Here is a 23,780-nt window from a genome sequence, read left to right as displayed (position 1 = left end):
ACTGACTTCAAGGGAGAGACCCCATCATGAAACGCCGTACATTCCTCAAGGGCGGCGCGGTCGCGGGCGCGACGACGCTGGTTGCGGCCCCTGCGATCGCGCAAGGCGCGCCCGAGATCAAATGGCGCCTGACCTCGAGTTTCCCCAAATCGCTCGACACCATCTACGGCACGGCGCAGACGTTTGCGAAATACGTCGCGGAAGCCACCGACAACAAATTCCAGATCCAGACCTTCGCCGCCGGCGAGCTCGTGCCCGGCCTGCAGGCGCTCGATTCCGTCAGCACTGCCTCGGTGGAGATGGCGCAGACGCCGCTCTATTTCTACATCGGCAAGGAGCCCGCGCTGGCCTATGCCACCGGCGCGCCCTTCGGCATGAACCATCGCCATCAGGAGTCATGGTGGCACTTCGGCGGCGGCGCCGGCCTCACCAACGAAGCGCTCAAGCCTTTCAAGGCGCACGCCATCCTCTGCGGCAATTCCGGCACCCAGATGGGCGGCTGGTTCCGCAAGGAGATCAAGACCGTCGACGACCTCAAAGGCCTCAAATTCCGCATCGCCGGCATGGGCGGCCATGTGCTGGCGCGGCTCGGCGTCGTCCCGCAGCAGATCGCCGGTGGCGATGTGTATCCGGCTCTCGAGAAGGGCACGATCGATGGCGCCGAATTCGTCGGTCCCTATGACGACGAGAAGCTCGGTTTCCAGAAGGTCGCCAAATACTATTATTTCCCGGGCTGGTGGGAAGGCGGCGCCATGCTGCACATGATCGTCAATGACGAGAAATGGGCCTCGCTGCCCATGCAATACCAGGCTATCGTCAACCAGGCCGCATCGGCGGCCGGTGCCTGGATGCTCGAGAAATATGACAGCGTGAATCCGGCGGCGCTCAAGCGCCTGATCGCCAATGGCGCGGAGTTGAAGGCGTTCCCGCAGCCGGTGCTGGAAGCCTGCTACAACGCGACCCAGGACCATCTGAACGAGCTCGCCGCCAAGAGCGACCTGTTCAAGCGGACCAAGGACAGCCACGACGCCTACATGAAGGAGCTGCTGTTCTACACGCAGATCGCGGAAAACTTCTACGACAACTATCTGCTCAGCAAGACGCGCAACAAGAGCTGAGCTTGAGGGGCGCGGTGCCGCGATTGCGCCGCGCTCCCGTAGGGTGGGCAAAGGCGCACTTGCGCCGTGCCCACCACGACTTGCTCGACTGGCCCTGGTGGGCACGCTTCGCTTTGCCCACCCTGCGGGACCTGAGCAAGTGGTCTACGCCGCGCCGAGCCCCAGCTTCGCATAGATCCTTCGCGCATACGCACCGAACGCATCCGTGGTCTTCAGCGGAAGATCACGCGGGAAGGGCAGGTCGATCGCAAAATAGTCGGCCATCTTCGCAGGTCCCGCCGTCAGCACGGCGCAGTGCGAGGACAGGAAGACGGCCTCCTGGATCGAATGGGTGACGAAGATGATGGTCTTGCCGCTCTCGCGCCAGATCCGCAGCATCTCCAGATTCATCTGCTCGCGCGTCAGCGCATCGAGCGCGCCGAACGGCTCGTCCATCAGGATCAGCTTCGGATCGTGGATGAAGGCGCGCGCGATCGCGGTGCGCTGCTGCATGCCGCCGGAGAGCTGCTGCGGATATTTCTGCTCGTAGCCGGCCAGCCCGACCAGATTGAGCAGATCGCGCGCCCGTTCGCGTGCGGCCCTCATCGGCAGGCCGACGATCTCGGCCGGCAAGAGCACGTTGTCCAGGATGGTGCGCCACTTCAAGAGCAGCGCCTGCTGGAACACCATGCCGATATCGCGGGTCGGATCGAACGGGCTCTTGGCATTGCCTATTCTCACGGCGCCGCCGTCGGCGCCGTGCAGGCCGGCCAATATCTTCATCACCGTGGTCTTGCCGCAGCCGGACGGGCCGACCAGCGAGACGAGCTCACCTTCCTGCACGTCCATGGTGACGTCGGAAACCGCCAGGAATTCGGCACCGCCGCTGCGGTAGACTTTTCGGACGCCTTGCAGGCTGATGAAGGGCTCTTCGGTCATGCCAGCCATTTGTTCAAATTGGCGGCGACGAAGGCATCGTCGCTGAGATCGGCGTGCTCGCGAGTGACGCGATCGATCTCCTGCTTCTGGCCGGGGCTGAGGCCCTCGTTCGGATCGAGGCACCACAACCCTTTCATCAGGCCCTGGCGTCGCAGCACCTCGTGGCAACCGGCGATGCAGCCGTGAAAATTATTGGCGACGTCGAAGAACGCGCTGTTGCAGTCGGTGACGCGAGCATCGAGTGCGAGCAGGTCGGCCGGCACGCTGTCCTTGTGCCGCGCGGCCTTGCAGCGCTCGAACTGTTGGATGGCGCTCGCCGTCCACACCGACCAATGGCCGAGCAGGCCGCCTTTGAAATAGGTGCGTGTGGTGACGCCGTTGTCGCGCAGGTCGAACGGCAGCATCAGGTCGAGCAGGATATGATCGTCATTGCCGGTGTAGAGCGCAACGCGGTCGAGCGCGCCGGCGGCGGCGACACCGCGGAGCACATCGAGCGTGCGATAGCGGTTGAACGGCGCGATCTTGATCGCGACGACATTGTCGATCGAGGCGAAGCGCTGCCAGAAGCGGCTCGACAGGATGACGCCGCCGACGGCCGGCTGGAGGTAGAAGCCGACCAGCGGTATTTCGGCGGCGATCGCGGTGCAATGCGCGATGATCTCGTCCTCGGAGGCGCTCTTCATCGCTGCGAGGCTGAGCAGGCCGGCGTGATAGCCGATGTCGCGTGCAGTGCGGGCTTCGGCGGTTGCCTGGCTGGTTGGACCGGCAAGGCCTGCGACCATCGCCAATGGACGCTTGGTCCAGCTCGCGGCGGTCTCGGCGGCGAGCTCGAGCACGGGACGGTAGAGGCCGACGTCGCGGATCGCGAACTGGGTCGTGTGCACACCGACGGCAAGGCCGCCTGAGCCGGCATCGATGTAATAGCGCGTCAGCGCGCGCTGATGCGTCTTGTCGAGCTGGCGCTCGGCGGTGAGGGCGAGGGGATGCGCCGGCAGCACGGTGCCCTCGGCGATCAGCTTGCGGATGTCGCTGTTGATCTGGCTGTGGTGCATGATGTCCTATCCGAATTCAGGGCCGGCGACGGCGAATGGCATTTCCTCAGCGGCGATGGTGGCGGGGCCGAACCGCATGCGCTGGAACGGCCGCTCGATTGTCCAGCCCGAGGCGGTCAATCCCTCCAGGAACGCGCCCTGCGAGGCGACTGCGTCGAGCAGGAGCGGCCGGTCCTCGGACCCCGCGATCGCGTGAATGAGAGCCAGCGCTTCGGCTGCATGATTTGCGAACAAGGGGCCGATATGGCGCGCGGTTCTGCCGTCGCGGACCAACCCGATGCATCCGTTTGCAGTGACGATGCGTGACCCCGAGCGCTGTGCAAAGGCGGTCAGCAGAGCGGTCCGGTCGAAACCTGTGGCGCGCCGGTCGCGGGCACAAAGCGCCTCGAGCGTTGCGGCCGACGGCACCGGACCGGATGACGGCCCAGATTTCACCAGCTTCAGCCGGCGCAATTGCAGGGTCGGCGTGAACCCGAGCGGCCCGTAGACGGCGGCGCCGTCGGGCGTCGCATCGAGCCAGCTCGTGAGACCGTTCTTGCGCGCCGTTTCCAGGCAGGCATCGACGAGGCGTGTCGCGAGACCACGACGGCGATGTGTTGCAGACACCAGCACCATGCTGATCCAGGCGTTGTTGCCGGAATAGGGCAGCAGTGCTGCGGTCGCCACCAGTCGCGCGCCGTCGCGGATGCCGAACACGATGCCGTCGCGCAGGAAGATGCGCCAGTCCTCTTCGGTCTGGTTCCAGTGCGCTTCCGTCGACAGCGCCAGCCCGGCGATCGCATCCTGGACGCCGAGCTTGATGATTGGCGGGCCGTCAGTAGCGTCCATCGCGCACCTCGTATTTGGTGGGCTTGCCGAGGCTCGGCATGGCGCGGGAGACCCAATCCGCGGTCCAGGCGATCAACTGCTCGGTGTCGACGACGGGCAGGCCGAACAGCTCGACTGCCTTCGACGTGTCGGTCAGCCATGCCGTCGGCTCTTCCTTGCCTGTCAGCACCGGCGCGCGGCCGAACCTTGCGCCGAATTTTTGCGCGAGATCGCGCACCGCCAAAATCTCGTGGCCACTGACATTGATCGGCGAGGTCGGCGTCGTGCAATGGGCAAGGCAGCGCAGCGCCTGGGAGGACGCATCGCCCTGCCAGATGAAGTTGACATGGCCCAGGCTGACGTCGATCGGCGTGCCCGTGAGCACCTTCGTGGCGATATCGTGCAGCACACCATAGCGCATGTCGATCGCGTAATTGAGCCGGAACAGGCGGCCCGGTGTCGAAAACTTGCGCGAAAAATACTCGAACATGCGCTCACGGCCGACGCAGGACTGGGCGTACTCGCCGGGCGGGTTCGGCGCCATGTCCTCGGTCGAGCCTTTGCCGTCGACGGGGACGAAGGGATAGATGCAGCCGGTCGAGAACGCCACGATGCGGGATGAGGGGAAGGCCTGCGCGACCAGGGCCGGCACATGCGCGTTCATCGCCCAGGTCAGCGACAGATCGCCCTCGGCGCCGAATTTGCGGCCGGCCATGAAGACGATGTTGGGCGCCCTTGGCAGCGCTTGAATCGCGCTCTCGTCCATCAGATCGCAATTGATGGTCTCGACGCCGCGCGCATGCAGCCAGTCCTTGACGCTGGCATCGCTGAAGCGCGCGACGCCAATGACGCGGCGGTCCGGCACGGCGGCTTTCGCGAGCCCCGCCAGCGTTGGCCCCATCTTACCGGCGACTCCGAGGATCATGATGTCGCCCTCGACCTTGGCGAGGTCGTCGACCAGCGCCTGCGTCGGCCGGGACAGGAGCTCGTCGAGCGCAGCGACATCCGGAATGGTCTTCGGCAGCGTCTGACGGGTGAGCAGCATGGATTTGGTCCTTGGTCTTAGTTCTGCCTGGCGTCGCCGACCACGAACATGCGTTCGAGGGCGAGCACCAGGCCATAGAGAGCGACCCCGAGCAGCGTCAGCAGCACGACCGCCATCACCATCGCCGGGGTATCGAGCGAGGACTGCACCTGGATCATGAGGTAGCCCAGCCCGCGCTCCGAGGCGATGAACTCGCCGACGATGGCGCCGGCGACCGCGAGGATGGCGCCGACCTTCATGCCGGAGAAGATGTAAGGCAGCGATCCCGGCAGCTGGATCTTGCGGAACAGCGTCCAACGCGAGCCGCGCAGCGATTTGACGAGATCGAGCAGGTCAGGCTCGACCTCGCGCAGGCCCCGCGCGGTGGTGAGCAGGATCGGAAAGAAGCAGATGCTGAAGGCGATCAGGATGTTCGGCACGATGCCGTAGGAGAACCAGACGATGAAGAGCGGGCCGAGCGCGACCTTCGGGATCATGTTCAGCGTCACGAACAGCGGCAGCAGCGCGAGGCTGAGCAACGGCGCCCAGCTGAAGATCACCGCAAGCGCGATGCCGACGAAAGCGCCGAGTGTAAAGCCGCCGAGGATCTCGATGGCTGTCACCAGCGTGTTGGCGCCCCAGGCGTAGCCTGCGGTTCCCAGCGTCTGCACGGTGGCAAGCGGCGAGGGCAGGATGAATTTCGGCACGTGGAAGGCATCGACCGCGAGCTGCCAGAGCACGAGCACGGCGAGGTGCACGATCAGGATGATCGCAAAGCTGCGCGAGGTGCGGGCCGCGTCTGCTGTCACCGGTTGCTCCCTGTTGCCGCGGTCACCTGCCGCTGCGACGAGCCTAACCGGCCTTCAGGGAAGTTTCAACCAGTTGGTTGATTATGGCCGGAGCGACTGCAGCACCAGATCGGCGACGTGCCTGCGGCGGGCGCGGCGCTGGGCGCGGCTCGACAGGTCCTTGCCGAAGATCGCCGACAGCGTCGGCGTGTTGGAGAAGAAGAAATAGCTGAGGCCCGCAATCGAGATATAGAGCTGGACGGGATCGATCCCCTTGCGGAACACGCCCGCGCGCACCCCCTCGTTGAGGATGTGAGAGACGCTTCTCACCAGCGGGGAATGCATCGCTTCCAGCCGTCTCGAGCCGCGGACGTGGCGGGCGCCGCCGCGGTTCTCGTCGTTCAAGAGCACGATGAAATCAGGGTTTGCCGCGAGGTGGTCGAATGAGGCTTCGATCAGCCTGCGGATCGCCTTTTCCGGCGGCAGGCCTTCGAGATTGAGCCTGCGCTCCTGCTCGCGGATGTCCTCATAGACCCATTCGAGCACGGCGAGATAGAGCGCGTCCTTGTCGCCGAAATAGTGGTAGACGAGCTGCTTGTTGACGCCGGCACGCTCGGCGATCTCGTCGACGCGGGCCCCCGCAAAGCCGTGCCGGGCGAATTCGAGGCGCGCCGCGGTGAGCAGCTTGTTGCGGGTGGCGACGGGATCGCGGCGCTGCGGCACGGTGTCGCCAGATCGTTTTGCGGGCATTTCCAACCAAACAGTTGACAAGTTGAGGGCGGGCTTGTTGCATTGGTATCCTCACATGGGGAGAGCGACAAGCCGGGGTCGTGGCAATGAGGAGAGGTGCGATGAAGCATTTGCAGGCGGCGGGCTCTGCCCTGGTGTTGGCCCTGATGCTCGGTGTGTCGGCGGTGTCCGCGAGCGCGGGCGAGGCGGTCAATCTGATCCTGAACTGGACGCCGACGGCCGATCACTCGCCGTATTATTACGCCAAGGCGCAAGGCTGGTACGAGAAAGCGGGTATCGACCTGACGATCGAGACCGGCAAGGGCTCCGGCGTCTCCGCGGCCAAGGTCGGCTCCGGCGGCTCGCCATTCGGCGTCGCCGATCTCGCCACCATGCTGGTGGCCAAGAGCAAGGGCGCCGACGCCGTTGCGGTGATGAGCGTCTACGCCAATACCGGCCAGACCTTCTACTGGTTGAAAAGCTACGGCGTGAACGGGGTGAAGGATTTCGCGGGGCACAAGATCGGCAATCCGCCGGGCGATGCCTCGCGCGTGATGTGGCCGGCCTTCGCCAAGGCCGCAGGCCTTGCGCCGGACTCCGTCGGCTTCGTCAATGTCGGGCCGACCGCGAAGATCGCGGCGCTGAAGAGCCACACCGTCGACATCATCAGCGACTTCTACAACGAGCATGATCTGAAGGTGATCGAGTTCGGGCCCGATCTCGGCTACGTCAACTGGAAGGACATCGGGCTCAATCCTTACGGCAATTCGCTGATCGTCAACGGCGCCTATCTCCAGAAGAATCCGAAGGTGGTCGAGGCGTTCGTGCGCGTCACGCAGAAGGCCTTTGCGGCCTGCGTCGCCGACGTCACGCCGTGCCTGAAAGCGCTGCTCGATCAGGTCTCCGGTCTCGACAAGGAGAACCAGGAGCGCCAGTGGGAACGCATCAAGTTCCTGATGACCGACGAGTTCACGACGACGAAGGCGCTCGGCTGGATCGACGGCGAGCGGATGAAGAAGGACTACGAGCTGGTGCAGACCTATCTCGGCATGGAGAAGCCGTTCGATGTGACGACGGCGTTCACGACCAAGATGCTCGATCCCGCCATCAAGATGGATGCGAGCAAGGTGAAGAAGTAGGGGGCTGGCCCCACATGCGACTGTCATGCCCCGGCTTGCCGCCTTCGCTAAAGCTTCGGCGGCCGAGCACCCCTGTGGCCCCGGCGTAGCCTTGGCGGAGCCGGGACCGGGGCATCCAGTACGCCACGGCCTTCGTTTGATCTACAGCCGTCTCGGAATACTGGATCGCCCGGTCAAGTGTTCAGCCCGGGGACATGACCGACGGGTGTTCGGGGACATAGCCGACACGTCATAGTGCACGGATTTGGCAGTGTGGGAGGCCAAGTCCATGCCCTGGCGAGAGGTGTCGGTGATGGATCAGCGGCGAGAGTTCGTTCGGCTTGCGATGCAGGAGGGAGCGAACCGACGAGAACTCTGTCGGCGGTTCAATATCCATCCCGATACGGGCTACAAATGGCTTGCACGATGGCAGGCCGACCAGGACATCGAGGACCGCTCGCGGCGACCGCATGCGAGCCCGGGACAGACCGATTGCGAGCTCGAGGCGCGCATTACCGCGGTACGCGATGCTCATCCGGCCTGGGGAGCTCGCAAGATAGCTCGTTGTCTCGAGCGCGATGGCTTTCGCGCGCCAGCCGTCTCAACAGTCCATCAGATCTTGCGTCGGTCCGGCCGCATCAAGCCTCCGGCCGGCGGCGCGGTGGCCAGCCAGCGTTTCGAGATGCCGGCCCCCAATCTGTTGTGGCAGATGGACTTCAAAGGCTGGGTTCGGCTCGGCAATGATGCCCAATGCCATCCTCTGACGGTCGTGGACGACCACTCGCGCTATGATCTGTGCCTGCAGGCCTGTGCTGATCAACGCACAGATACCGTGCGCAGCCGCCTGGAGAAGACCTTTCGCCTTTACGGCCTCCCGGAGGCCTTCTTCGTCGACAATGGTTCGCCTTGGGGCGATCCTTCGGGCGAACGATGGACGCGGTTCTCGGTATGGCTGCTCAAGCTCGGCATCGCGGTCATCCACAGCCGCCCATATCACCCGCAAAGCCGTGGCAAGAATGAGCGGTTCCACCGCACGCTCGCGGCTGAGGTGTTCGCGCTGCGGCACTTCCGCGATCTCGCAGAGACACAGCGCGCCTTCGACGCCTGGCGGGAAGTCTACAACTTCGAGCGACCGCACGAAGCGCTCGGACAACAGGTCCCGGCCAGTCGATATCGGCCGAGCCAGCGAGCCATGCCCGATCGATTGCCGGAGGTCGAATACGACAGCCACGAGATCGTACGCCGCGTCTCCACGACCAAGGCCTATGTCAGCTTCAAGGGATGTCTTTGGAAGGTCCCCCAGGCCTTCTGCGGCGAGCGCCTTGCCATCCGCCCCTCGGCAAACGCTGCGCAATACGGGGTCTTCTTCGCCGCCCACCAAGTCGCTATCATCGACTTGGCGAGCGGAAAAAGTGTCGGCTATGTCCCCGAACACCCGTCGGTCATGTCCCCGGGCTGAACATCAAGCCGGGCGATGACAGCTTTATGCTGGGCGAGAGCTCCCGACCAACGTCCTCTGGCCAGCCCAACTCCCGCTGTCTCACATGACCCGACAGGGAAATTAACTCGCCGTTAACCACATCCGCCGCATCGTTAACCATTCAATAACGGGGAACGAGTCGGCCGCTATGGAGGCTGCAGCAAAAGTCCAACGCCAAATGGTGCGCCTGCGCGGGCGCTCCTATGTGGCCTTCGTGTTCGTGCCAACGGTCCCGATCCAGGACTGGCTCCAGGAGATCGATGCCACGATTGCGCGCTCGCCGGGCTTCTTTGCCGGCCGGCCCGTGGTGATCGACCTGTCCTCGGTCGACCTCAGCCAAGCCGGCATCACCCATCTGCTGACCAGCCTGCAGGACCGCAACATCCGCGTGCTCGGCATCGAGGGCGTGGAGGACGGCCGGCTGACGCCATCCATGCCGCCGCTGCTCTCGGGCGGGCGCAGCTGCGTGGTCGAGCCGAGCGCGCCCAAGAAGGCTGATAAAGTCCAAGCCAAGCCGACCTCGCTGCTGCTCGAAAACCCGGTGCGCTCGGGCCAGACCGTGATCTTCCCCGAAGGCGACGTCACCATTCTCGGCTCGGTCGGCTCCGGTGCCGAGGTGGTCGCCGGGGGCTCCATCCACGTCTACGGCGCGCTGCGCGGCCGCGCCATGGCGGGCGTGAACGGTCACACCAGCGCGCGCATCTATTGTCAGAAGATCGAGGCCGAACTGCTTGCAATCGATGGATTTTATCAGACTGCGGACGACATCGACGCCGCCTTGCGCGGCAAGCCGGCGCAGGCCTGGCTGCAGGGGAATACCATGCGAATTACAGCACTGAACTGACCAGCAAAGGAGACATTTCAGATGAGTAAGGTACTGGTCGTGACATCAGGCAAGGGCGGGGTCGGCAAGACCACGACGACCGCCGCGTTGGGGGCTGCGCTCGCGCAGCGCGGCGACAAGGTCGTGGTGGTCGATTTCGACGTCGGCCTGCGCAATCTCGACCTCGTCATGGGCGCCGAGCGCCGCGTCGTGTTCGACCTCATAAACGTGGTGCAGGGCGTGGCAAAGCTGCCGCAGGCGCTGATCAAGGACAAGCGGCTGGAGAATCTCTGGTTGCTGCCGGCTTCCCAAACCCGCGACAAGGACGCGTTGACGGAAGAGGGCGTGGGTAAGGTCATCGCCGACCTGCGCAGCCGGTTCGACTGGGTGATCTGCGACAGCCCGGCCGGCATCGAGCGCGGCGCCTCCATGGCCATGCGCTTTGCCGACGAGGCCGTGATCGTGACCAATCCGGAAGTCTCCTCGGTGCGCGATAGCGATCGCATCATCGGCATGCTCGATTCCAAGACGGTGCGGGCCGAGAAGGGCGAGCGGGTCGAGAAGCACATTCTCATCACCCGCTACGATCCCTCCCGCGCCGCGCGCGGCGAGATGCTGACGATCGACGATATCCTCGAGATCCTCGCAACGCCCTTGCTCGGCATCATCCCCGAGAGCCAGGACGTATTGAAGGCCTCCAACGTCGGCACGCCGGTGACGCTGTCGAACGCGGATGGAGCGCCGGCGCGAGCCTATATGGACGCGGCCAAGCGCCTCTGCGGCGAGAACGTGACGATGCACGTTCCCGCCGAGCGCAGAGGTCTGATGGACCGCCTGCTGCGACGGAGGGCTGCATGAGCATGGGTCTGCTTCGACTTCTCCGCGGCAAGAAAGCCACTGCGCCCGTCGCTCGCGAACGGTTGCAGATCCTGCTTGCCCATGAACGCGGAATGCGTGGCCAGCCCGATCTGCTCGGTGTGCTGCGTGAAGAAATTCTCGCCGTCGTGTCCAAGCACGTCACGCTGGACCCGACCAAGGTCATCGTCCGGCTCGAGCGCGGCGACGAGGTATCGACCCTGGAGGTCGATATCGAGGTGCCCAACGATATCGAGCGCAAGCGCGTGGCGGTCGCGTAGGGGACACGGCCGACGCGTCCAAATTGGGGTGGGTGAGAAGGCGGTCCGCCGGGCATGGCGGGCCGCCTTTGTTGTGCGCTCAGGTGGCGGCACGGAACGAGGCCCCGGGCTCAATCGTTGTGAGAGACTCGCGGGAGCGATGCACCGCGGTTTCCGTCCACCGGGAGAGCGCCCATGATGTCCGAGGTCCAGGTCCACACCGTCGCGCGGCAGATGCTGGAACAGCATGGATTCGCTGCGATTGCGAAGGCCGCCGAGCAGGCGCAGGCATGCGAGGGCCGCGGCGAGGCCGAGGAGGCCAAGGAATGGCGTCACATTGTCGACGCCATGAAGATCATGCGCGGTCCGCACCAGAGCTGACAGTTGTAAGCCAGGGCGTGCTCAACGCTCCCCGCGGTCAACGCCTTGCTGCGGAGTGCGATGCTGTGTCTGGGGCTGCGCGCGCTCGCCGGTCTCCTTGCAGGGGAGCGGTTCCCATGATCCGTCAGGCGCCTGCTGATAGGCACTACAGGACGACGAGGTGGATTTTTCCTCGCCTTTCTGGGCGTCGGTATTTTTCGCCAGCACGGGCGCGGTCAGCACCGTGGCGGCCGCAATCGCGCCGGCGAAAACGAAATGGATACTCCGCATGAGGGCTCTCCGGTTCGAATTCGAAGAGGCCGCATGGTGTGGAGGATTGTGACGATTGTTAGCCGAAGCAACGGTTCGTCGCAGCGTGCTTAACGCAGCAACGGCCTGCTAGCCGCCCTTGCTGCGGATCAATCCGGCGAGGTTGGTCTTCTGGGCCTCGCACCAGCCGGGCATGCCGAGGCGGCGCTGGTCCATGTCGGTCGCCTGGGTCGCGACTGCGACCTCGGCCATCAAATCGTCGTCCTGCTTCTCGCCCATCTTGCCGCCGGTGTGCATCCAGGCGATCGCCTTGCGCACCTTCTCGGTGGTGCCGTCGGGCAGGTGCATCTGCTGCGCCTTCTGCACAAGGTCCTGGTAGACGAGGTCCGTGCCCGGACATTCGACCTTGGCGGCGAAGGCCTGCAACACCATCGTCACATAGGTCGAGCGCGGCGGTGCGTCGGCCGCCTGGGCCGGTGCAGCCAGCAGCAAGAGGCCCGTCATCAGAAAACCGGTACGCATCCTTGGTATCTCCTCCGTTTTTTGAGAGGCTAGCGTCCGGCGCGCCGCTCTGCAATGGGAGCAGAGCGCAATTGTCGTCCCTCCGTGCGGTGCGCTAATCTGGCGCTCCCGGCCCCGGAGCGCGACATGAGCCTGTTCAGCACGCCATTCGATCCCGCACGCGACACCGCACTCGTCACCGGCGCAGGCAACGGCATCGGCCGCGCGATCGCGCAGGCCCTGGTTGGCGAGGGCGTGCGGACCGTCTTCGCCGATATCAGTGCCGAGCGGGTGGAGGTCGCGATCGGCGCGAGCAGGAGGCCCGAGCTGGCGGTGCCCTGGATCGGCGATCTCGCCAGGCTCGAAGCCTGCGATGAGCTGCTGGCCGCCGCACAGGGGGCGCTCGGGGACGTCACGCATTTCGTCCACAGCGCGTCTCCGCCGCGGCGAGAGGCAGACCATGCGCTCGCGGTCGATCGCAAGACCTGGCAGGAGATGCACGCCGTCAATCTCGATGCCGGCTTTCACCTGGCGCGCGAGATCGCGAAACGGCTGATTGCGGCGATGCGGCCGGGCTCGTTCCTGTTTCTCACCTCGCTGCATGCCGGCACGCCGCGCAATTTGCCGCACTATTCGACAGCGAAGGCGGCAATGGCGATGCTGGTGAAGGAGCTCGCCAAGACGTTCGGCCAGCACGACATCCGGGTCAACGCGCTGGTGCCCGGCGCCATCGCAGCCGGCGGATTCGTCGCGGATCCCTCGCTGGCGCGGCACATTCCACTCGGGCGTCTGGGCGAGGCCGCCGATCTCGCGCCGATGGCCCTCACCGTCTTGTCGAACAAACTGTCCGGTTATGTCACCGGCGCAGCCTTCGTCGTCGACGGCGGATTGTCGCTGACGAACTGGTTCGATCCGCCGGTGCTGGATTAGCCTAGCGCTGCCAGGCCGGCACGGGATCGAGCGGCGTGCGATAGACCTCATTGTGGTCGCGATCGGTGACGCGCACCGAGCATCCCTTCTGCTGGAGCTCCGGCTTCACCTGCGACAGTTCGGTGGCCAATTGATCGGCGCGATCGGAGGCGACCTCGATGTCTTCGAGGATGATTCCGCCCTGGTTCCTGAACTCTTCACCAACCACAAGATCGAAGGAGTAGTAAGGCATCCGACTTCCCCGGTGTGATGACCCAAGTTTGAAAAACAAGTCTTCAATGGAAATCTCGACACATCCGGGATGGTATCACGAGTCGATATTTATCGAATGATCCGGCCGCGCAATCTCTGTGCTTATAGCGCAGAAATGATGTGCAGCATGTGAGCTCATTAAGATTTTATTAAATATGCGGCGCGACCATGAAGCATGGAATCGCAACAGAACCGGGCTCCGGGAACCGGCAGTTGCAAGAGAAGGTCGCCGGCATAAATCCCGACGGCCTTTTCTCTTGAGCGGAAGACGATCGCTTCCCGTAATCGCCCGGACTCAACGCATCACATCGACTCGGACAGCGTAGGCGACGTTGCGACGCTGTGTGCCGCATGGCGCTGCGCTAGCGCAGCGGCATCGGCGGACGCACGACAGGTCCATCGTCATCGGCTACGGCTTGCGTCGTCGTAGCCGGCGGCGGGGCCGCGACAGCCTGCGATGGCGGCGGAGGTGCAAGCGGCGCTGGGCTATAGGCCGGCATGTAACTCTGCGTGACGGCCGGCTTGGGCTTGCGAACCGGCGGCGCAGGCCGCGGCGGGAGCGCAGAGGCGCGTGGGCGCGGATCGACCGGCTTGGTCTCGACAGCCACTGGCCTCGGCGCAGGCGGCTTCGCCATCTCGCGCGCCATCTGCTCCTGTCCGGCCTTCAACTCGGCGATGTTGGCCTTGAGCTGCTCGATCTGCTGCGCCATCGCGGCGAGATCGTTCGTCATCGATTGCACCGTTTGCGCGGTGTCCGGCTGCGCCGTTGCGGGCGCGGCGGCAAGCTGGGTCGGAGGCGGCGTCGCGGGTTGATCGGCCGTTGGTTCCGTTGCCGCTGGTGCTGCGGGCGGGGCGGCTTCCGCTGCCGCGACGGGCGTCGTCTGCGACGTCGAAGACGTCAGCGAGATCGAAGGCATCAACGACGTCACTACCGGCGTCCATTCGGCGAGCATTTGCTTTGCGGTGTCGCCGTGCTTCTCCCAGGCAATCGCGGCAGCCGCGCTGCCGCCCGCGAACAGGAACGTGACGAACGCACCGCGCAGCCACTTGCCGACCGCGGATCGCTTGCGATGGCCCGGACCATCGCTGGCCGTCACGCGGACCGCCGTGTCGACCGAAGGGGCCGCAGCGGGCTTGCCGTAGACGACGTTGATCGTGGGCTCCGGCGCACGCGCGGGATTCGGAGCAAACCTCGGCTCCGGACGGGGCGCGACCTCCGGCGCCAGCGCTGGCGCCGCGCTCCCCGCGCGCGAGACCAGCACGATCTCGGGAGAAATCTGAACCGCGTCGTGCGGGTCGTTGTCCTTGACCGTGTCCTTCACGATCTCATCGACGATTTGCTTGCTGTTGAGCGTCGCGAGCATCGCAGCTCCTTTTGAAGCCCAGATGTTTAAGTTTTGGTCCTCCGCATTGGCGCGGAGCCGATCTGTTGAGGTGGGCCCATCCCAAATCCCTGGGACGCACGAGTCCAGCCGGGTTTGACCAAAGCAAGGCAAGGAGATGGAGATGATGCGACGCTCCTCTGCCGTTTGTGGTGATGGAACCCGTTTTGTCGAACACGTGCACGTGTTCCGGTTTGCCTTGTTTTCAGCACGATTTGGGCAGCATCTGGCGGGGCTGGGGGCGCTATCGGGGGGCCGGTGGTGCCAAGATCTCTTCTCTGTTTGTTCGTCGTCGCCTTGTTGCCGCTCGGCGGCTGCATGCAGACGACGCTTTCGCCATCGACGGATGCGAGCATGACGGCTCGCGACCGGCAGTTGCTCGCGCACACGCCTTACGCAAAGGCCAACGTACCTGAGCAGTATCTACGCCACATCGTCGATTACCAGCGCAAGGAGCAGCCAGGGACCATCCTGGTCGATACCGACGCGCGCTACCTGTATTTCGTGCTGCCCGAGGGCAAAGCGATCCGCTACGGCGTCGCGGTCGGCGAGGAAGCCATGGCGTTCTCAGGCGTCGCGCGGGTCGGCCGCTTGGCGGAATGGCCGGACTGGATTCCGACAGCGGATATCCAGGCGCGGCTCGGGCCGTATCCGGCGCGCGTTCCCGGCGGTCCCGCCAACCCGCTGGGCGCGCGGGGGATTTATCTCTATGCCGGCAACAAGGACACGCTTTATCGCATCCACGGCACCAACCAGCCCGAATATATCGGGCAGGCGATCTCGTCGGGCTGCATCCGGATGCGCAATGAGGACGTCATCGATCTCTATGACCGGGTGAAGCTGGGCTCGACCGTGGTGGTGCTGCCGCCTGGGCAAAACGCGCAGGCCGTGACTGGCGCGTTCTGGCGCGGGTGAGGAAAGCTCACTCGGGCGTGATGTGTCCGGCATCTGCGGCATCGTGAGCACCTCTGGTGCTCACGCACGCGGGCCGATCTCGTCTTAATCGCCCGGCCTGGCGATCCGCCATTGCAGCGTCATGGCATTGCCGTTGGCATCGCCCGGCGCCTTGTCGGCAGGCGAGGTGTAGAGCGGGCGATAGCGGTATGCCCACATCTTGCTACCGTCGTTGCGGTTGATCACGGTGAAATCGCCGACGGCTTTGGCGTCGGTCGTCGCGGCTAGCGGAACCCAGCTCTCGGTGCACTTGCCGTTGCAGTTCGACGTCTTGCCGGTGGTGTCGCGCTCGTAATAGTAGAGCGTCATGCCCTTGAGGTCGACGAGCTTGGGACCCTGCTTGGTCAGGACCACCTTCGCCGGTGCGGTCGTTGCCTCGGGTTTCGGCGGGGGCGGGGAGTCGCCGCCGCCATGGCCGTTTGCGAGCGCATGACCGCTCGCGAGCGCGATCGCCGCGGCCGCAACAATGCACCTGAACATCCGAAACTCCCGACCCGCAAAGTTAATCGCGCGTTAAGCGCCGAACGGGCCGACCGTAACAGTCGAACGTTAGTTCCAGGTTTCGCGGCGCTGCGACAATTACGTACAAAACGACCGGCTTATGCCTGCACATCGCGCAACGGCGCGCGGCTGAGCTCGTTGCCGGCGGCAATCGCCTTGCGCAACAGCCGCATCAATTCCTCGCCTTCCTTCGCGCTGAGGCCGCGCAGCATGACGCGCTGCGCAGATTCGACGGCGGGCGTGATCTTGCGCAACGTGCGCCGGCCTTCATCAGTGATCTCGAGCTCGCGCGCGCGGCGGTCGCGGCTGGAGGCGCGGCGCTCGATAAGGCCCTTCTGCACCAGTCGATCGATCACGCCGGTGATGGTGGTGCGGTCGTAGGCGATCAATCCTGCGAGCGTCACCTGGTCGAGCCCCGGATTGGCCTTGATGGTCGCCAGCGCGGCATATTGTACCGGCGTAAGATCGAAGCCGGCATCTCCGACTTCAGCCAGGAATACCGCGACCGCGATCTGCTGGAACCGGCGCGCCAGATGCCCCGGCATGTCGTTGTTGTCTTTCACCGAGGTCTCCGTTTGGCAGGGGCGTTGCGGATCATTGACAAGTATACTGATAGTCAGCATACTGAGCAATATCCAAACAGAAATTTGGCGGGAGAGGTGCTCATGCAATTCCATCTGAATGGATTTCAGCCGGGCGATCCCGAGATTGCGGATCCCGCCGAGCGTGTTCAGGCCTCGGGTGCAGCGGGCGCCGTGCCCGAAGAGGTCGATGTCCTCATCGTCGGCTGCGGGCCCGCCGGCCTGACGCTGGCCGCCCAGCTCGCGCAATTCCCTGATATCAAGACCTGCATCGTCGAGCAGAAGCCGGGGCGTCTGCTGGTCGGTCAGGCCGACGGCATCGCCTGCCGCACCATGGAGATGTTTCACGCCTTTGGCTTCAGCGAGCGTGTGCTGAAGGAGGCCTATTGGGTCAACGAGACGACGTTCTGGAAGCCGGACGAGCGGCATCCCGAGACCATCGTCCGCAGCGGCCGGGTGCAGGACGTCGAGGACGGGCTGTCGGAATTCCCGCATGTCATCCTCAACCAGGCCCGCATCCATGACGGCTTTCTCGACGTGATGCGGAAATCGCCGGCCAAGCTCGAGCCGTATTACAGCCGGCGCGTGCTCGATCTCGCTGTCGATCCGGTCGCTGGTGCCGCCGATCATGCCGTGACGGTGCGCCTCGAGCGCGTCGATGCCGGAAACGAGGGCACGATCGAAACCATCAAGGCGCGCTATGTCGTCGGCTGCGACGGCGCGCGCAGCACGGTGCGAAAGTCGATCGGCCGCGAGCTGCATGGTGATTCCGCCAATCACGCCTGGGGCGTGATGGACGTGCTGGCGGTGACAGACTTCCCGGACATCCGCTTCAAGTCGCTGATCCAGTCGGCGAAGGACGGCAGCCTGCTCATCATTCCGCGCGAGGGCGGTTACATGGTCCGCCTCTATGTCGAGCTCGCCAAGCTCGACATCGGCGAGCGCGTCGCCAATCGCAACATCACCGCCGATGACGTGATCGCCAAGGCGCAGCGGATTTTGAAGCCGCATACGCTCGAGGTGAAGGAGATCGCCTGGTGGTCGGTCTACGAGATCGGCCAGCGCCTCACCGACAAGTTCGACGACGTGCCGGAGGTCGACGTCGCCGCCCGCCCGCCACGCATCTTCATCGCCGGCGATGCCTGCCATACCCACAGCCCGAAGGCGGGGCAGGGCATGAACGTCTCGATGCAGGATGCCTTCAATCTCGGCTGGAAGCTCGCCGCCGTCCTGCGCAGGCAGTGCGCCCCAAGCCTGCTGCATTCCTATTCGGCCGAACGCCAGGCGGTTGCCAAGGAGCTGATCGATTTCGATCGTGAATGGGCCGGGATACTCGCTTCCGCCGCGAAGGCCGGCGGTGCCGATGCGGCGAAGACGCAGGACTATTTCGTCCGGCACGGCCGTTACACGGCAGGGACCGCGACGCATTACCGTCCGTCGCTTCTCACCGGCACGGCCGCACATCAGCATCTCGCGGCAGGCCTCGTCATCGGCAAGCGCTTCCACTCCGCGCCGGTGATTCGGCTGGCGGACGCCAAGCCGGTGCATCTCGGCCATGCGGCGCAGGCCGACGGCCGCTTCCGCATCTACGCGTTTTCGCCTGCGGAAGATCCCGCCGCCGCCGGCTCAGCCATTCGCGCGCTGTGCAATTTCCTCACCGATGCCAGGGAGTCGCCGATCAGGCGATACACGCCCACGGGCGCCGATATCGACAGCGTGATCGACCTGCGCGCGGTCTTCCAGCAGGATCATCGCGAGCTTGCCGTCGAGGCGATGCCGTCGCTGCTGCTGCCGCGCAAAGGCCGCTACGGCTTGATCGATTACGAGAAGATGTTTTGTCCCGATCTCAAGAGCGGGCACGACGTCTTCGCTATGCGCGGCATCGACCGGAAGGCGGGTTGCATGGTCGTGGTGCGGCCGGACCAGTATGTCGCGAACGTGCTGCCGCTCGACGGCTTTGCTGCGCTTGCGTCGTACTTTGACGCCGTCATGTTGCCAGCAAATTGACGGCCTGGCAGCGCGACCGGGCGCTGTGCCGATGAACGGCGAATGAATATTGAACCGCGCGCGGTGTGCATCTCGATCTTTCGACGGATGCGACCACCGTTCGCGGAACGCCCGTTCTGCTTGCGCGTTCCGACTGGCAGAGGAGGAACACGCCATGAGACTCAAAAGCGTTTTACTTGCCGCATTGCTGCTCGTCCCGACGGCCGCGCTGGCCGCGCCGGGCATCGTCACCGTCTCGACCGGTCTGCGCGCCGGGCCGGGCACGGGCTTTCCCCTGGTCGACCGCATCCCCGGCGGCGCCCGCGTCAACATCCATGGTTGCCTGCGCGGCAATGCCTGGTGCGATGTGAGCTTCTCCGACGATCGCGGCTGGGTGTCGTCGCAATATCTCGAATATCTCTATCGCAACCACTACGTCTATCTCCCTGACTATGTCGACGAGATCGACGTGCCCGTCGTCCCGTTCGTGCTGACCTCGTACTGGTCGAGCTACTATGCGGGACGTCCCTGGTACCGTCGCCACGCCTATTGGAATAGTTACTGGACTTCGCATCAGCGCTTCGCGACGCGGATGACGCTTGATCCACGTGCGGCCCGCATCGGTCGTGCGGCGACGCGTGACGCGGCGGTCGCACTCGAGCGCAGCGGTGTGCACGCCAAGGGCAATGTCGCGATCACCGGACGGGATACCGCGGTCGCGCGGCCCAACGCCGCGATCGCCAAGCGCAACGCCGCGGTTACGATCGACCGCACCCGCGCCGCGCGGAGTGAGCGCATCGCGAATGAGCGAACCGCCGTGCAAAGCCGCAGTGCGCGCGAGGCGCAGGCGCGCATGATGCACGACCGTGCTGCGAGCCGTGCCGCCGTTCGCGCGCAGCCGATGACGCGCGCTCATGAAGCGCCGACGCGCGCCCATGAAGCGCCGCGCGCGGCCGCGCCTGCAGCCCGGCCCGCGACGCCGCATGTCGCCCAGCCGAACGTCAGCCACGGTCCGCCGATGAATGCCCGTGCGCAGATGCCGGCGCCGCGAGCGGCTGCGCCCGCAATGTCGCACCCGGGCGGGGGCGGCGCTCCGCACATCAATGCGGCGCCGCGCGGCGGCAATGCGCCGGCCGGCGGTCCTGGCGGCGGCCATCAAAAGCACTAGGGTTGCCAAAAAAGCCCGGCCGCAGCGCCGGGCTTTTTCTTTGGCCATCGCAAGGCCCTTACAATTTAAGTCAGTTCTTCGCCGGCAGATTTCATCGATCGTAATATCTCTACCGAAAGCTGTAAGCATCCACTCGGGGCAGCGGGGCACGGGAGGATGACGATGAGACAGAGCCAGGCGGAGACGCGCCGCCAAAATGTCGCGAAGCGGTCGATGACCAAGGAGGCCAAGCAGCTGTCCGGCCTGATTGCCGGATTGCGCAAATCGCTCGAAGCGATCCACAAGGAACGGGCGAGCGCAAAGCTCACCGGCGCCGAGATGGGCATGCTCGACGAGCGCCGCAACAATCTGCAGCTCACCATCGCAGCCCTCGACGATCGCCTCTCGGCGGTGCAGGGGCTGATCAATCTCGGCCGGCCGCACGTGATCCGGGTCCACTAGCGGGGCTCGGACAGGCGCTATCGGTCCCCGTGACAGTCGTGACGGACCGGCGGCCGATTCAGCATGATATGACGACGCGCCTGACGGCAAGCAGCCCGCGACAAGCAGGATCGCGTCCCGGACGCGGCGCGCGCTCATCCGGTTACCCGGCTGGAAGCGTGCCCGGCACAGTGCTGCCTGCGGATGGCACCAAATTGCCACGCTCCTGGCGAATTGCCGCCAAAGCCCGCTGCCACGAGAGGAGCGGGTGCAGGCAACGCCAGGGGATTTGCATTGGCCTACAAAATGGTCGCAGAACGCGACAACGAGAAGTACAGTTTCGCCCGCGAGAGCCGGTTGCTCATCGTGGCCAAGGCAAGGGTGTGGGCCAGTGAGGGATGGCAGGTCGTCATCACTGATCAGGATGGCAAGGCCTACGCGCCGCCCGAATTCGATCAGCTATTGGCGGCGTAACCGCAAGACGGGCTAGGGGACAACATTGATTTCGCTGTTTCGACCGGGGCGCGGCTTGATCGCGCCCTTGACGACTCTTGCCGCCGTCCTGACGGCGACGGTTGCGGCCGCGCAGAATCTCGACGCCGGCAAGTCGCCCGCAAAGCTCTTTGCCGACGGTTGCGCAACCTGTCACCGCACCCCTCGGGGCCTTGCCAAGGGACGCTTCAGCCTGACGCTGACCTGGTTCCTGAAGGACCACTACGCGACCAGCTCCGATTCCGCCAAGGCGCTTGCCGCCTATCTGGAGTCGGTCGATGGGCCGCCGCCGCGTCCTGCGGCCAAGCCCGGCGCAAAACCGCTGCGATCATCGCCACGTCCGCCCAAAGCGGTACAGAGCCAATAACTGTCGTCCCGAATCCCGGCTAAGCGCGTCGATAGGTCTGCGCGATCAGGCGGTCGTGCACGGCGCGCAGGTCGGCGCTCATGCGTGTCTGTCCCGTCGTGACATAGGACAGCCAGGCGCCGTCGGCGGCGAGGCGGACGATGTGAAGGTCGGGCGCGCTATCGGTGGCGCGATGGCGCTTCAGCCGTGCTTTGATCCAGTCGTTCCAGAGCCGGCGCAGCGACGGATCGGTGACGACGACCATGCTCAGCGCCGCCCAGGGCGTTGCGAAGCCGAAGGCCTTGCCGGTGAACACCGCATTCACATAGGCGCGCGTGAAGCTGCCGCGCGGCTTGGGATCCGACTCGATGGCGCTGTCGATCTCGGCATCGACGCGGGCGAGGAGATCGGCGAACAGGCCCTCGATCAGCGCCTGCTTACTTCCGAAATGATGAAACAGACCGCCCTTGGTGACGCCGGCCGCCGCAGCGACCGCCTGCACCGTGACGCCGGAGACGCCATGGTCCATGGCAATGGCAGCAGCGTGGTCGAGCAGGGCGCGCCGCACCTGCTCGGGCTGCTTGGCGCGGGTGTAGCGGCTTTCCGGCATCAATGCACCGTGGTCTCCGAGAACAGGTTGATGATCACGACCCCGGACACGATCAGCGTAATGCCGACGAAGGCGGCGGCATCCAGCATCTGGCGGAACAGCACGAAGGAGACCGTGGCGGTCAGGATGATGCCGACCCCGCCCCAGATCGCATAGGCGATGCTGAGGGGAATGACGCGGATCGCGACCGACAGCGCATAGAACGAGGCGACGTAGAACAGCACCATCGCCAGCGTCGGCCACGGCCGGGTGAACTGCGCCGATTGCTGCAGGAAGGCGGAGGCGGTGACCTCGAAGACGATGGCGAGAGCAAGCGCGGCGTAGGCATTGAAGGCGGATGTCATGAGAGCTCGAACGCAAGCAGAAAAGATACCGCGCGGTAGGTATGTTTAGCACGCGGAACATGGCTTTTGCCAGGAGCAGGTATCACGTGTGAGTGACGGGGCTGCGACAGGCGCGTCACGCGCCAGGACCGGAGTTTCCAAGACAGGTCGCTGACAACACGAAGCCGCCGCGCGATGCATCGTGCGGCGGCCCGGGGCTGGCGGTTCGATGGGACCTTAGTTGATCCGCACCGAGAGCTCGACGTCTTCGGCAAAGGCCGTCGACATATAGCCGCTTCCGGGCGCGCGTACGCGCGCCAGATAGTCGGGGCTGTCGTCGGCGTTGTCGGCGACGATGATCGCGCCCGGCCTGAGATGGCCTTCGAGCAGATCCAGGACATCGGAGTAGAGCGCCTTGGCACCGTCGAGCAGCACGAGGTCGATCGTGTCAGGCAGATCGGCACTGAGCGTCTTCAGCGCATCGCCCTCGCGGATTTCGACGAGATCGATCACGCCGCCGGCCGAGAGGTTGTCCCGCGCCCGTGCCGCCTTGGACGACTCGAACTCGCTGGTGATGAGGCGGCCGCCGCCATTGTCGCGCAGAGCTGCAGCAAGGTGCAGAGTCGAGATGCCGAACGAGGTGCCGAACTCGACGATGGTCCTGGCGCGGGAGCTGCGCGCCAGCATGTAGAGCAACGTACCGGTCTCGCGCGAGACCGCGAGCGGGGCGTCCTTCAGGCGTCCATAGAGATCGCGGTAGGCGGTCTTGCTCCGCAACATCCGCGCCCGGTCGGCATCGGACAAATTGGCGACGGCAGCCAGCGTTGCGCCGCTTGCTGCTTCGGCCTCGCTGAACAGTCGATCCAGCAGCGGCGCAAGCGATGTGATGATTGGGGTGGTCATTTGGTGTCTCCAGAGTTCGCAGCGAAGCGCGTGCTTGCGCGGAGATCGAAATACGACTAATTCGTCGCATTTCCTATTCGCATTGCTCGCAGGCGCCATGGCCAACCGTCGAAGCCGTTCAATTTCCTCGCGAAAACAGCCGCAACAGGCCCGCTCCACCGGGCTGGTGGCGGCCATCCTGGATGCCGCTGTTCAGGTTCTGGCGAAGGAGGGGGCGCAGCGTTTCACGACGGCGCGGGTGGCGGAGCGGGCCGGGGTGAGCGTCGGATCGCTCTATCAATATTTTCCGAACAAGGCGGCCATCCTGTTCCGCCTCCAGAGCGACGAATGGCGGCGCACCAGCGAGATGCTCGCCGGCATCCTGGTGGACCGGGCGAGGCCGCCTCCGGCGCGGCTGCGCGCGCTGGTCCATGCCTTCATCCGCTCCGAATGCGAGGAGGCTGCGATCCGCATCGCGCTCAGTGATACCGCACCGCTCTATCGCGACGCGCCCGAGGCGCATGAGGCACGGGCAGCCGGCGAGGGCATCGTCGCCGCCTTCATGCGGGAGGCGCTGCCCAAAGCCTCGGATGCAACGCGCAGCCTCGCCGGCGAGCTGATTACGACGACGCTCAGCGAGGTCGGCAAGAATTTTTCGGAAGAGACGCGGAGCGAGGCGGAGATCGCAGCCTATGCCGATGCCATGGCCGACATGTTCTGCGCTTATCTTACGAGGCTGGCGCGGCGCTGAGGCATTGCTGACATCGGCGTTGCGGGCCGATTGTTCTTCGGATTTCGCCGGATCATGGGTTAGCCTCGCCTCGTCCTTCATCCAATCATCGAGCGCCGC

General features: G+C 64.9%; 30 protein-coding genes. 15 read left to right on the top strand and 15 right to left on the bottom strand.

The genetic code is table 11. The features are described 5' to 3' along the window. Positions 1 to 26: 26 nt before the first annotated feature. On the top strand, positions 27 to 1,118 hold the full coding sequence (locus ACR9YP_RS26880) for a TRAP transporter substrate-binding protein (protein ID WP_474217582.1): 1,092 nt from the start codon (positions 27 to 29) through the stop codon (positions 1,116 to 1,118). A gap of 144 nt (positions 1,119 to 1,262) precedes the next feature. Here the strand turns inward: ACR9YP_RS26880 and ACR9YP_RS26875 are convergent, their stop codons facing one another. The 6 genes from ACR9YP_RS26875 to ACR9YP_RS26850 all read right to left on the bottom strand — a co-directional run bounded on the left by ACR9YP_RS26875 (position 1,263) and on the right by ACR9YP_RS26850 (position 6,457). Further along, positions 1,263 to 2,045 (bottom strand): ABC transporter ATP-binding protein, encoded by a 783-nt coding sequence (locus ACR9YP_RS26875; RefSeq protein WP_474217581.1) that lies wholly within the window; start codon positions 2,043 to 2,045, stop codon positions 1,263 to 1,265. Further along, the gene (locus ACR9YP_RS26870; protein WP_438108715.1) at positions 2,033 to 3,088 is read right to left on the bottom strand and encodes a dihydrodipicolinate synthase family protein; all 1,056 of its coding nucleotides are present in this window, start codon (positions 3,086 to 3,088) and stop codon (positions 2,033 to 2,035) included. Before ACR9YP_RS26870 ends, ACR9YP_RS26875 begins: the two co-directional genes overlap by 13 nt. Before the next feature lie 6 nt (positions 3,089 to 3,094). Next, positions 3,095 to 3,916: a GNAT family N-acetyltransferase gene (locus tag ACR9YP_RS26865; RefSeq protein WP_474217580.1), complete on the bottom strand. Its 822-nt coding sequence runs from the start codon at positions 3,914 to 3,916 to the stop codon at positions 3,095 to 3,097. Then, entirely contained in the window at positions 3,903 to 4,940 is a 1,038-nt protein-coding gene (locus tag ACR9YP_RS26860; protein ID WP_474217579.1) for an NAD-dependent epimerase/dehydratase family protein, read from the bottom strand. Before ACR9YP_RS26860 ends, ACR9YP_RS26865 begins: the two co-directional genes overlap by 14 nt. Before the next feature lie 17 nt (positions 4,941 to 4,957). Further along, on the bottom strand, positions 4,958 to 5,728 hold the full coding sequence (locus ACR9YP_RS26855; protein WP_474217578.1) for an ABC transporter permease: 771 nt from the start codon (positions 5,726 to 5,728) through the stop codon (positions 4,958 to 4,960). Between the two features lie 81 nt (positions 5,729 to 5,809). Next, on the bottom strand, positions 5,810 to 6,457 hold the full coding sequence (locus ACR9YP_RS26850) for a TetR/AcrR family transcriptional regulator (RefSeq protein WP_128934164.1): 648 nt from the start codon (positions 6,455 to 6,457) through the stop codon (positions 5,810 to 5,812). A 101-nt stretch (positions 6,458 to 6,558) separates the two neighbouring features. Here ACR9YP_RS26850 and ACR9YP_RS26845 point away from each other — a divergent pair, with 101 nt between their 5' ends. The 6 genes from ACR9YP_RS26845 (at position 6,559) to ACR9YP_RS26820 (ending at position 11,353) form a co-directional block, all read left to right on the top strand. Then, positions 6,559 to 7,575, top strand: a complete 1,017-nt coding sequence (locus ACR9YP_RS26845) for an ABC transporter substrate-binding protein (RefSeq protein ID WP_474217577.1) — start codon at positions 6,559 to 6,561, stop codon at positions 7,573 to 7,575. 268 nt (positions 7,576 to 7,843) lie between these two features. Beyond that, on the top strand, positions 7,844 to 9,013 hold the full coding sequence (locus tag ACR9YP_RS26840; protein ID WP_474217576.1) for an IS481 family transposase: 1,170 nt from the start codon (positions 7,844 to 7,846) through the stop codon (positions 9,011 to 9,013). A gap of 169 nt (positions 9,014 to 9,182) precedes the next feature. Continuing rightward, entirely contained in the window at positions 9,183 to 9,878 is a 696-nt protein-coding gene (gene minC, locus ACR9YP_RS26835; RefSeq protein WP_130220786.1) for a septum site-determining protein MinC, read from the top strand. A gap of 21 nt (positions 9,879 to 9,899) precedes the next feature. Then, on the top strand, positions 9,900 to 10,715 hold the full coding sequence (gene minD / locus ACR9YP_RS26830; protein ID WP_018644673.1) for a septum site-determining protein MinD: 816 nt from the start codon (positions 9,900 to 9,902) through the stop codon (positions 10,713 to 10,715). Then, the gene (minE, locus tag ACR9YP_RS26825) at positions 10,712 to 10,993 is read left to right on the top strand and encodes a cell division topological specificity factor MinE (RefSeq protein ID WP_091888131.1); all 282 of its coding nucleotides are present in this window, start codon (positions 10,712 to 10,714) and stop codon (positions 10,991 to 10,993) included. The genes minD and minE overlap by 4 nt, the downstream gene beginning before the upstream one ends. Before the next feature lie 174 nt (positions 10,994 to 11,167). Then, positions 11,168 to 11,353: a hypothetical protein gene (locus ACR9YP_RS26820; RefSeq protein WP_027572193.1), complete on the top strand. Its 186-nt coding sequence runs from the start codon at positions 11,168 to 11,170 to the stop codon at positions 11,351 to 11,353. A gap of 21 nt (positions 11,354 to 11,374) precedes the next feature. Here ACR9YP_RS26820 and ACR9YP_RS26815 read toward each other — a convergent pair whose 3' ends face one another. Beyond that, entirely contained in the window at positions 11,375 to 11,623 is a 249-nt protein-coding gene (locus ACR9YP_RS26815) for a hypothetical protein (protein WP_474217575.1), read from the bottom strand. Between the two features lie 108 nt (positions 11,624 to 11,731). After that, a complete protein-coding gene (locus tag ACR9YP_RS26810) occupies positions 11,732 to 12,124 on the bottom strand; it encodes a hypothetical protein (RefSeq protein WP_091888127.1) in 393 nt (130 codons plus the stop codon). A 126-nt stretch (positions 12,125 to 12,250) separates the two neighbouring features. On the opposite strand from ACR9YP_RS26810, the gene ACR9YP_RS26805 reads away from it, so the two are divergent. After that, entirely contained in the window at positions 12,251 to 13,033 is a 783-nt protein-coding gene (locus ACR9YP_RS26805) for an SDR family NAD(P)-dependent oxidoreductase (protein WP_474217574.1), read from the top strand. Position 13,034: 1 nt separating this feature from the next. Here ACR9YP_RS26805 and ACR9YP_RS26800 read toward each other — a convergent pair whose 3' ends face one another. Both ACR9YP_RS26800 and ACR9YP_RS26795 read right to left on the bottom strand, forming a co-directional pair. Beyond that, positions 13,035 to 13,265, bottom strand: coding sequence for a DUF6894 family protein (locus ACR9YP_RS26800; RefSeq protein WP_438108700.1), 231 nt, complete (start codon positions 13,263 to 13,265; stop codon positions 13,035 to 13,037). Positions 13,266 to 13,647: 382 nt separating this feature from the next. Continuing rightward, positions 13,648 to 14,649 carry a hypothetical protein gene (locus ACR9YP_RS26795; protein WP_474217573.1) on the bottom strand — a complete coding sequence of 334 codons (1,002 nt, stop codon included), beginning with the start codon at positions 14,647 to 14,649 and terminating at the stop codon, positions 13,648 to 13,650. 336 nt (positions 14,650 to 14,985) lie between these two features. Between ACR9YP_RS26795 and ACR9YP_RS26790 the strand changes: the two genes are divergently transcribed. After that, positions 14,986 to 15,582: a L,D-transpeptidase gene (locus ACR9YP_RS26790; protein WP_165406031.1), complete on the top strand. Its 597-nt coding sequence runs from the start codon at positions 14,986 to 14,988 to the stop codon at positions 15,580 to 15,582. Between the two features lie 84 nt (positions 15,583 to 15,666). On the opposite strand, the gene ACR9YP_RS26785 is transcribed toward ACR9YP_RS26790, so the two are convergent. Both ACR9YP_RS26785 and ACR9YP_RS26780 read right to left on the bottom strand, forming a co-directional pair. Beyond that, complete coding sequence (locus ACR9YP_RS26785) at positions 15,667 to 16,101, bottom strand: COG4315 family predicted lipoprotein (protein ID WP_091888117.1); 435 nt, start codon at positions 16,099 to 16,101, stop codon at positions 15,667 to 15,669. A gap of 119 nt (positions 16,102 to 16,220) precedes the next feature. After that, positions 16,221 to 16,685 (bottom strand): MarR family winged helix-turn-helix transcriptional regulator, encoded by a 465-nt coding sequence (locus ACR9YP_RS26780; protein WP_128947721.1) that lies wholly within the window; start codon positions 16,683 to 16,685, stop codon positions 16,221 to 16,223. A 102-nt stretch (positions 16,686 to 16,787) separates the two neighbouring features. Between ACR9YP_RS26780 and ACR9YP_RS26775 the strand changes: the two genes are divergently transcribed. The 5 genes from ACR9YP_RS26775 to ACR9YP_RS26755 all read left to right on the top strand — a co-directional run bounded on the left by ACR9YP_RS26775 (position 16,788) and on the right by ACR9YP_RS26755 (position 21,136). Continuing rightward, entirely contained in the window at positions 16,788 to 18,710 is a 1,923-nt protein-coding gene (locus tag ACR9YP_RS26775; protein WP_474217572.1) for an FAD-binding monooxygenase, read from the top strand. 154 nt (positions 18,711 to 18,864) lie between these two features. Further along, positions 18,865 to 19,857: an SH3 domain-containing protein gene (locus ACR9YP_RS26770; RefSeq protein ID WP_438108695.1), complete on the top strand. Its 993-nt coding sequence runs from the start codon at positions 18,865 to 18,867 to the stop codon at positions 19,855 to 19,857. A 162-nt stretch (positions 19,858 to 20,019) separates the two neighbouring features. Further along, positions 20,020 to 20,298, top strand: a complete 279-nt coding sequence (locus ACR9YP_RS26765) for a hypothetical protein (protein ID WP_176945616.1) — start codon at positions 20,020 to 20,022, stop codon at positions 20,296 to 20,298. Positions 20,299 to 20,571: 273 nt separating this feature from the next. Continuing rightward, positions 20,572 to 20,751, top strand: coding sequence for a hypothetical protein (locus ACR9YP_RS26760; RefSeq protein ID WP_128944298.1), 180 nt, complete (start codon positions 20,572 to 20,574; stop codon positions 20,749 to 20,751). A gap of 67 nt (positions 20,752 to 20,818) precedes the next feature. Next, entirely contained in the window at positions 20,819 to 21,136 is a 318-nt protein-coding gene (locus tag ACR9YP_RS26755) for a hypothetical protein (RefSeq protein ID WP_370985315.1), read from the top strand. A gap of 19 nt (positions 21,137 to 21,155) precedes the next feature. On the opposite strand, the gene ACR9YP_RS26750 is transcribed toward ACR9YP_RS26755, so the two are convergent. From ACR9YP_RS26750 to ACR9YP_RS26740, 3 genes are all read right to left on the bottom strand, one after another. After that, positions 21,156 to 21,725 carry a TetR/AcrR family transcriptional regulator gene (locus ACR9YP_RS26750; protein WP_438108693.1) on the bottom strand — a complete coding sequence of 190 codons (570 nt, stop codon included), beginning with the start codon at positions 21,723 to 21,725 and terminating at the stop codon, positions 21,156 to 21,158. Then, entirely contained in the window at positions 21,725 to 22,069 is a 345-nt protein-coding gene (locus tag ACR9YP_RS26745; protein WP_128944295.1) for a DMT family transporter, read from the bottom strand. The genes ACR9YP_RS26750 and ACR9YP_RS26745 overlap by 1 nt, the downstream gene beginning before the upstream one ends. 216 nt (positions 22,070 to 22,285) lie before the next feature. After that, positions 22,286 to 22,951, bottom strand: coding sequence for an O-methyltransferase (locus ACR9YP_RS26740; protein ID WP_370985313.1), 666 nt, complete (start codon positions 22,949 to 22,951; stop codon positions 22,286 to 22,288). Between the two features lie 97 nt (positions 22,952 to 23,048). Here ACR9YP_RS26740 and ACR9YP_RS26735 point away from each other — a divergent pair, with 97 nt between their 5' ends. Then, the gene (locus tag ACR9YP_RS26735) at positions 23,049 to 23,681 is read left to right on the top strand and encodes a TetR/AcrR family transcriptional regulator (protein WP_438108691.1); all 633 of its coding nucleotides are present in this window, start codon (positions 23,049 to 23,051) and stop codon (positions 23,679 to 23,681) included. Positions 23,682 to 23,780 lie beyond the last annotated feature (99 nt).

Source organism: Bradyrhizobium sp. BR14999, from assembly GCF_056106085.1.
The sequence above is the reverse complement of the archived record's forward strand: the minus strand, read 5'-3'. Positions and strand labels throughout refer to the sequence as shown.

Excerpts from the sequence above, each read along its gene's own strand:
- ACR9YP_RS26880 (WP_474217582.1), top strand. The coding sequence starts at position 27 with ATGAAACGCCGTACATTCCTCAAGGGCGGCGCGGTCGCGGGCGCGACG.
- ACR9YP_RS26875 (WP_474217581.1), bottom strand. The coding sequence starts at position 2,045 with ATGGCTGGCATGACCGAAGAGCCCTTCATCAGCCTGCAAGGCGTCCGA.
- ACR9YP_RS26870 (WP_438108715.1), bottom strand. The coding sequence starts at position 3,088 with ATGCACCACAGCCAGATCAACAGCGACATCCGCAAGCTGATCGCCGAG.
- ACR9YP_RS26865 (WP_474217580.1), bottom strand. The coding sequence starts at position 3,916 with ATGGACGCTACTGACGGCCCGCCAATCATCAAGCTCGGCGTCCAGGAT.
- ACR9YP_RS26860 (WP_474217579.1), bottom strand. The coding sequence starts at position 4,940 with ATGCTGCTCACCCGTCAGACGCTGCCGAAGACCATTCCGGATGTCGCT.
- ACR9YP_RS26850 (WP_128934164.1), bottom strand. The coding sequence starts at position 6,457 with ATGCCCGCAAAACGATCTGGCGACACCGTGCCGCAGCGCCGCGATCCC.
- ACR9YP_RS26845 (WP_474217577.1), top strand. The coding sequence starts at position 6,559 with ATGAAGCATTTGCAGGCGGCGGGCTCTGCCCTGGTGTTGGCCCTGATG.
- ACR9YP_RS26840 (WP_474217576.1), top strand. The coding sequence starts at position 7,844 with ATGCCCTGGCGAGAGGTGTCGGTGATGGATCAGCGGCGAGAGTTCGTT.
- minC (WP_130220786.1), top strand. The coding sequence starts at position 9,183 with ATGGAGGCTGCAGCAAAAGTCCAACGCCAAATGGTGCGCCTGCGCGGG.
- minD (WP_018644673.1), top strand. The coding sequence starts at position 9,900 with ATGAGTAAGGTACTGGTCGTGACATCAGGCAAGGGCGGGGTCGGCAAG.
- minE (WP_091888131.1), top strand. The coding sequence starts at position 10,712 with ATGAGCATGGGTCTGCTTCGACTTCTCCGCGGCAAGAAAGCCACTGCG.
- ACR9YP_RS26820 (WP_027572193.1), top strand. The coding sequence starts at position 11,168 with ATGATGTCCGAGGTCCAGGTCCACACCGTCGCGCGGCAGATGCTGGAA.
- ACR9YP_RS26815 (WP_474217575.1), bottom strand. The coding sequence starts at position 11,623 with ATGCGGAGTATCCATTTCGTTTTCGCCGGCGCGATTGCGGCCGCCACG.
- ACR9YP_RS26810 (WP_091888127.1), bottom strand. The coding sequence starts at position 12,124 with ATGCGTACCGGTTTTCTGATGACGGGCCTCTTGCTGCTGGCTGCACCG.
- ACR9YP_RS26805 (WP_474217574.1), top strand. The coding sequence starts at position 12,251 with ATGAGCCTGTTCAGCACGCCATTCGATCCCGCACGCGACACCGCACTC.
- ACR9YP_RS26800 (WP_438108700.1), bottom strand. The coding sequence starts at position 13,265 with ATGCCTTACTACTCCTTCGATCTTGTGGTTGGTGAAGAGTTCAGGAAC.
- ACR9YP_RS26795 (WP_474217573.1), bottom strand. The coding sequence starts at position 14,649 with ATGCTCGCGACGCTCAACAGCAAGCAAATCGTCGATGAGATCGTGAAG.
- ACR9YP_RS26790 (WP_165406031.1), top strand. The coding sequence starts at position 14,986 with ATGCAGACGACGCTTTCGCCATCGACGGATGCGAGCATGACGGCTCGC.
- ACR9YP_RS26785 (WP_091888117.1), bottom strand. The coding sequence starts at position 16,101 with ATGTTCAGGTGCATTGTTGCGGCCGCGGCGATCGCGCTCGCGAGCGGT.
- ACR9YP_RS26775 (WP_474217572.1), top strand. The coding sequence starts at position 16,788 with ATGCAATTCCATCTGAATGGATTTCAGCCGGGCGATCCCGAGATTGCG.
- ACR9YP_RS26770 (WP_438108695.1), top strand. The coding sequence starts at position 18,865 with ATGAGACTCAAAAGCGTTTTACTTGCCGCATTGCTGCTCGTCCCGACG.
- ACR9YP_RS26765 (WP_176945616.1), top strand. The coding sequence starts at position 20,020 with ATGAGACAGAGCCAGGCGGAGACGCGCCGCCAAAATGTCGCGAAGCGG.
- ACR9YP_RS26750 (WP_438108693.1), bottom strand. The coding sequence starts at position 21,725 with ATGCCGGAAAGCCGCTACACCCGCGCCAAGCAGCCCGAGCAGGTGCGG.
- ACR9YP_RS26745 (WP_128944295.1), bottom strand. The coding sequence starts at position 22,069 with ATGACATCCGCCTTCAATGCCTACGCCGCGCTTGCTCTCGCCATCGTC.
- ACR9YP_RS26740 (WP_370985313.1), bottom strand. The coding sequence starts at position 22,951 with ATGACCACCCCAATCATCACATCGCTTGCGCCGCTGCTGGATCGACTG.
- ACR9YP_RS26735 (WP_438108691.1), top strand. The coding sequence starts at position 23,049 with ATGGCCAACCGTCGAAGCCGTTCAATTTCCTCGCGAAAACAGCCGCAA.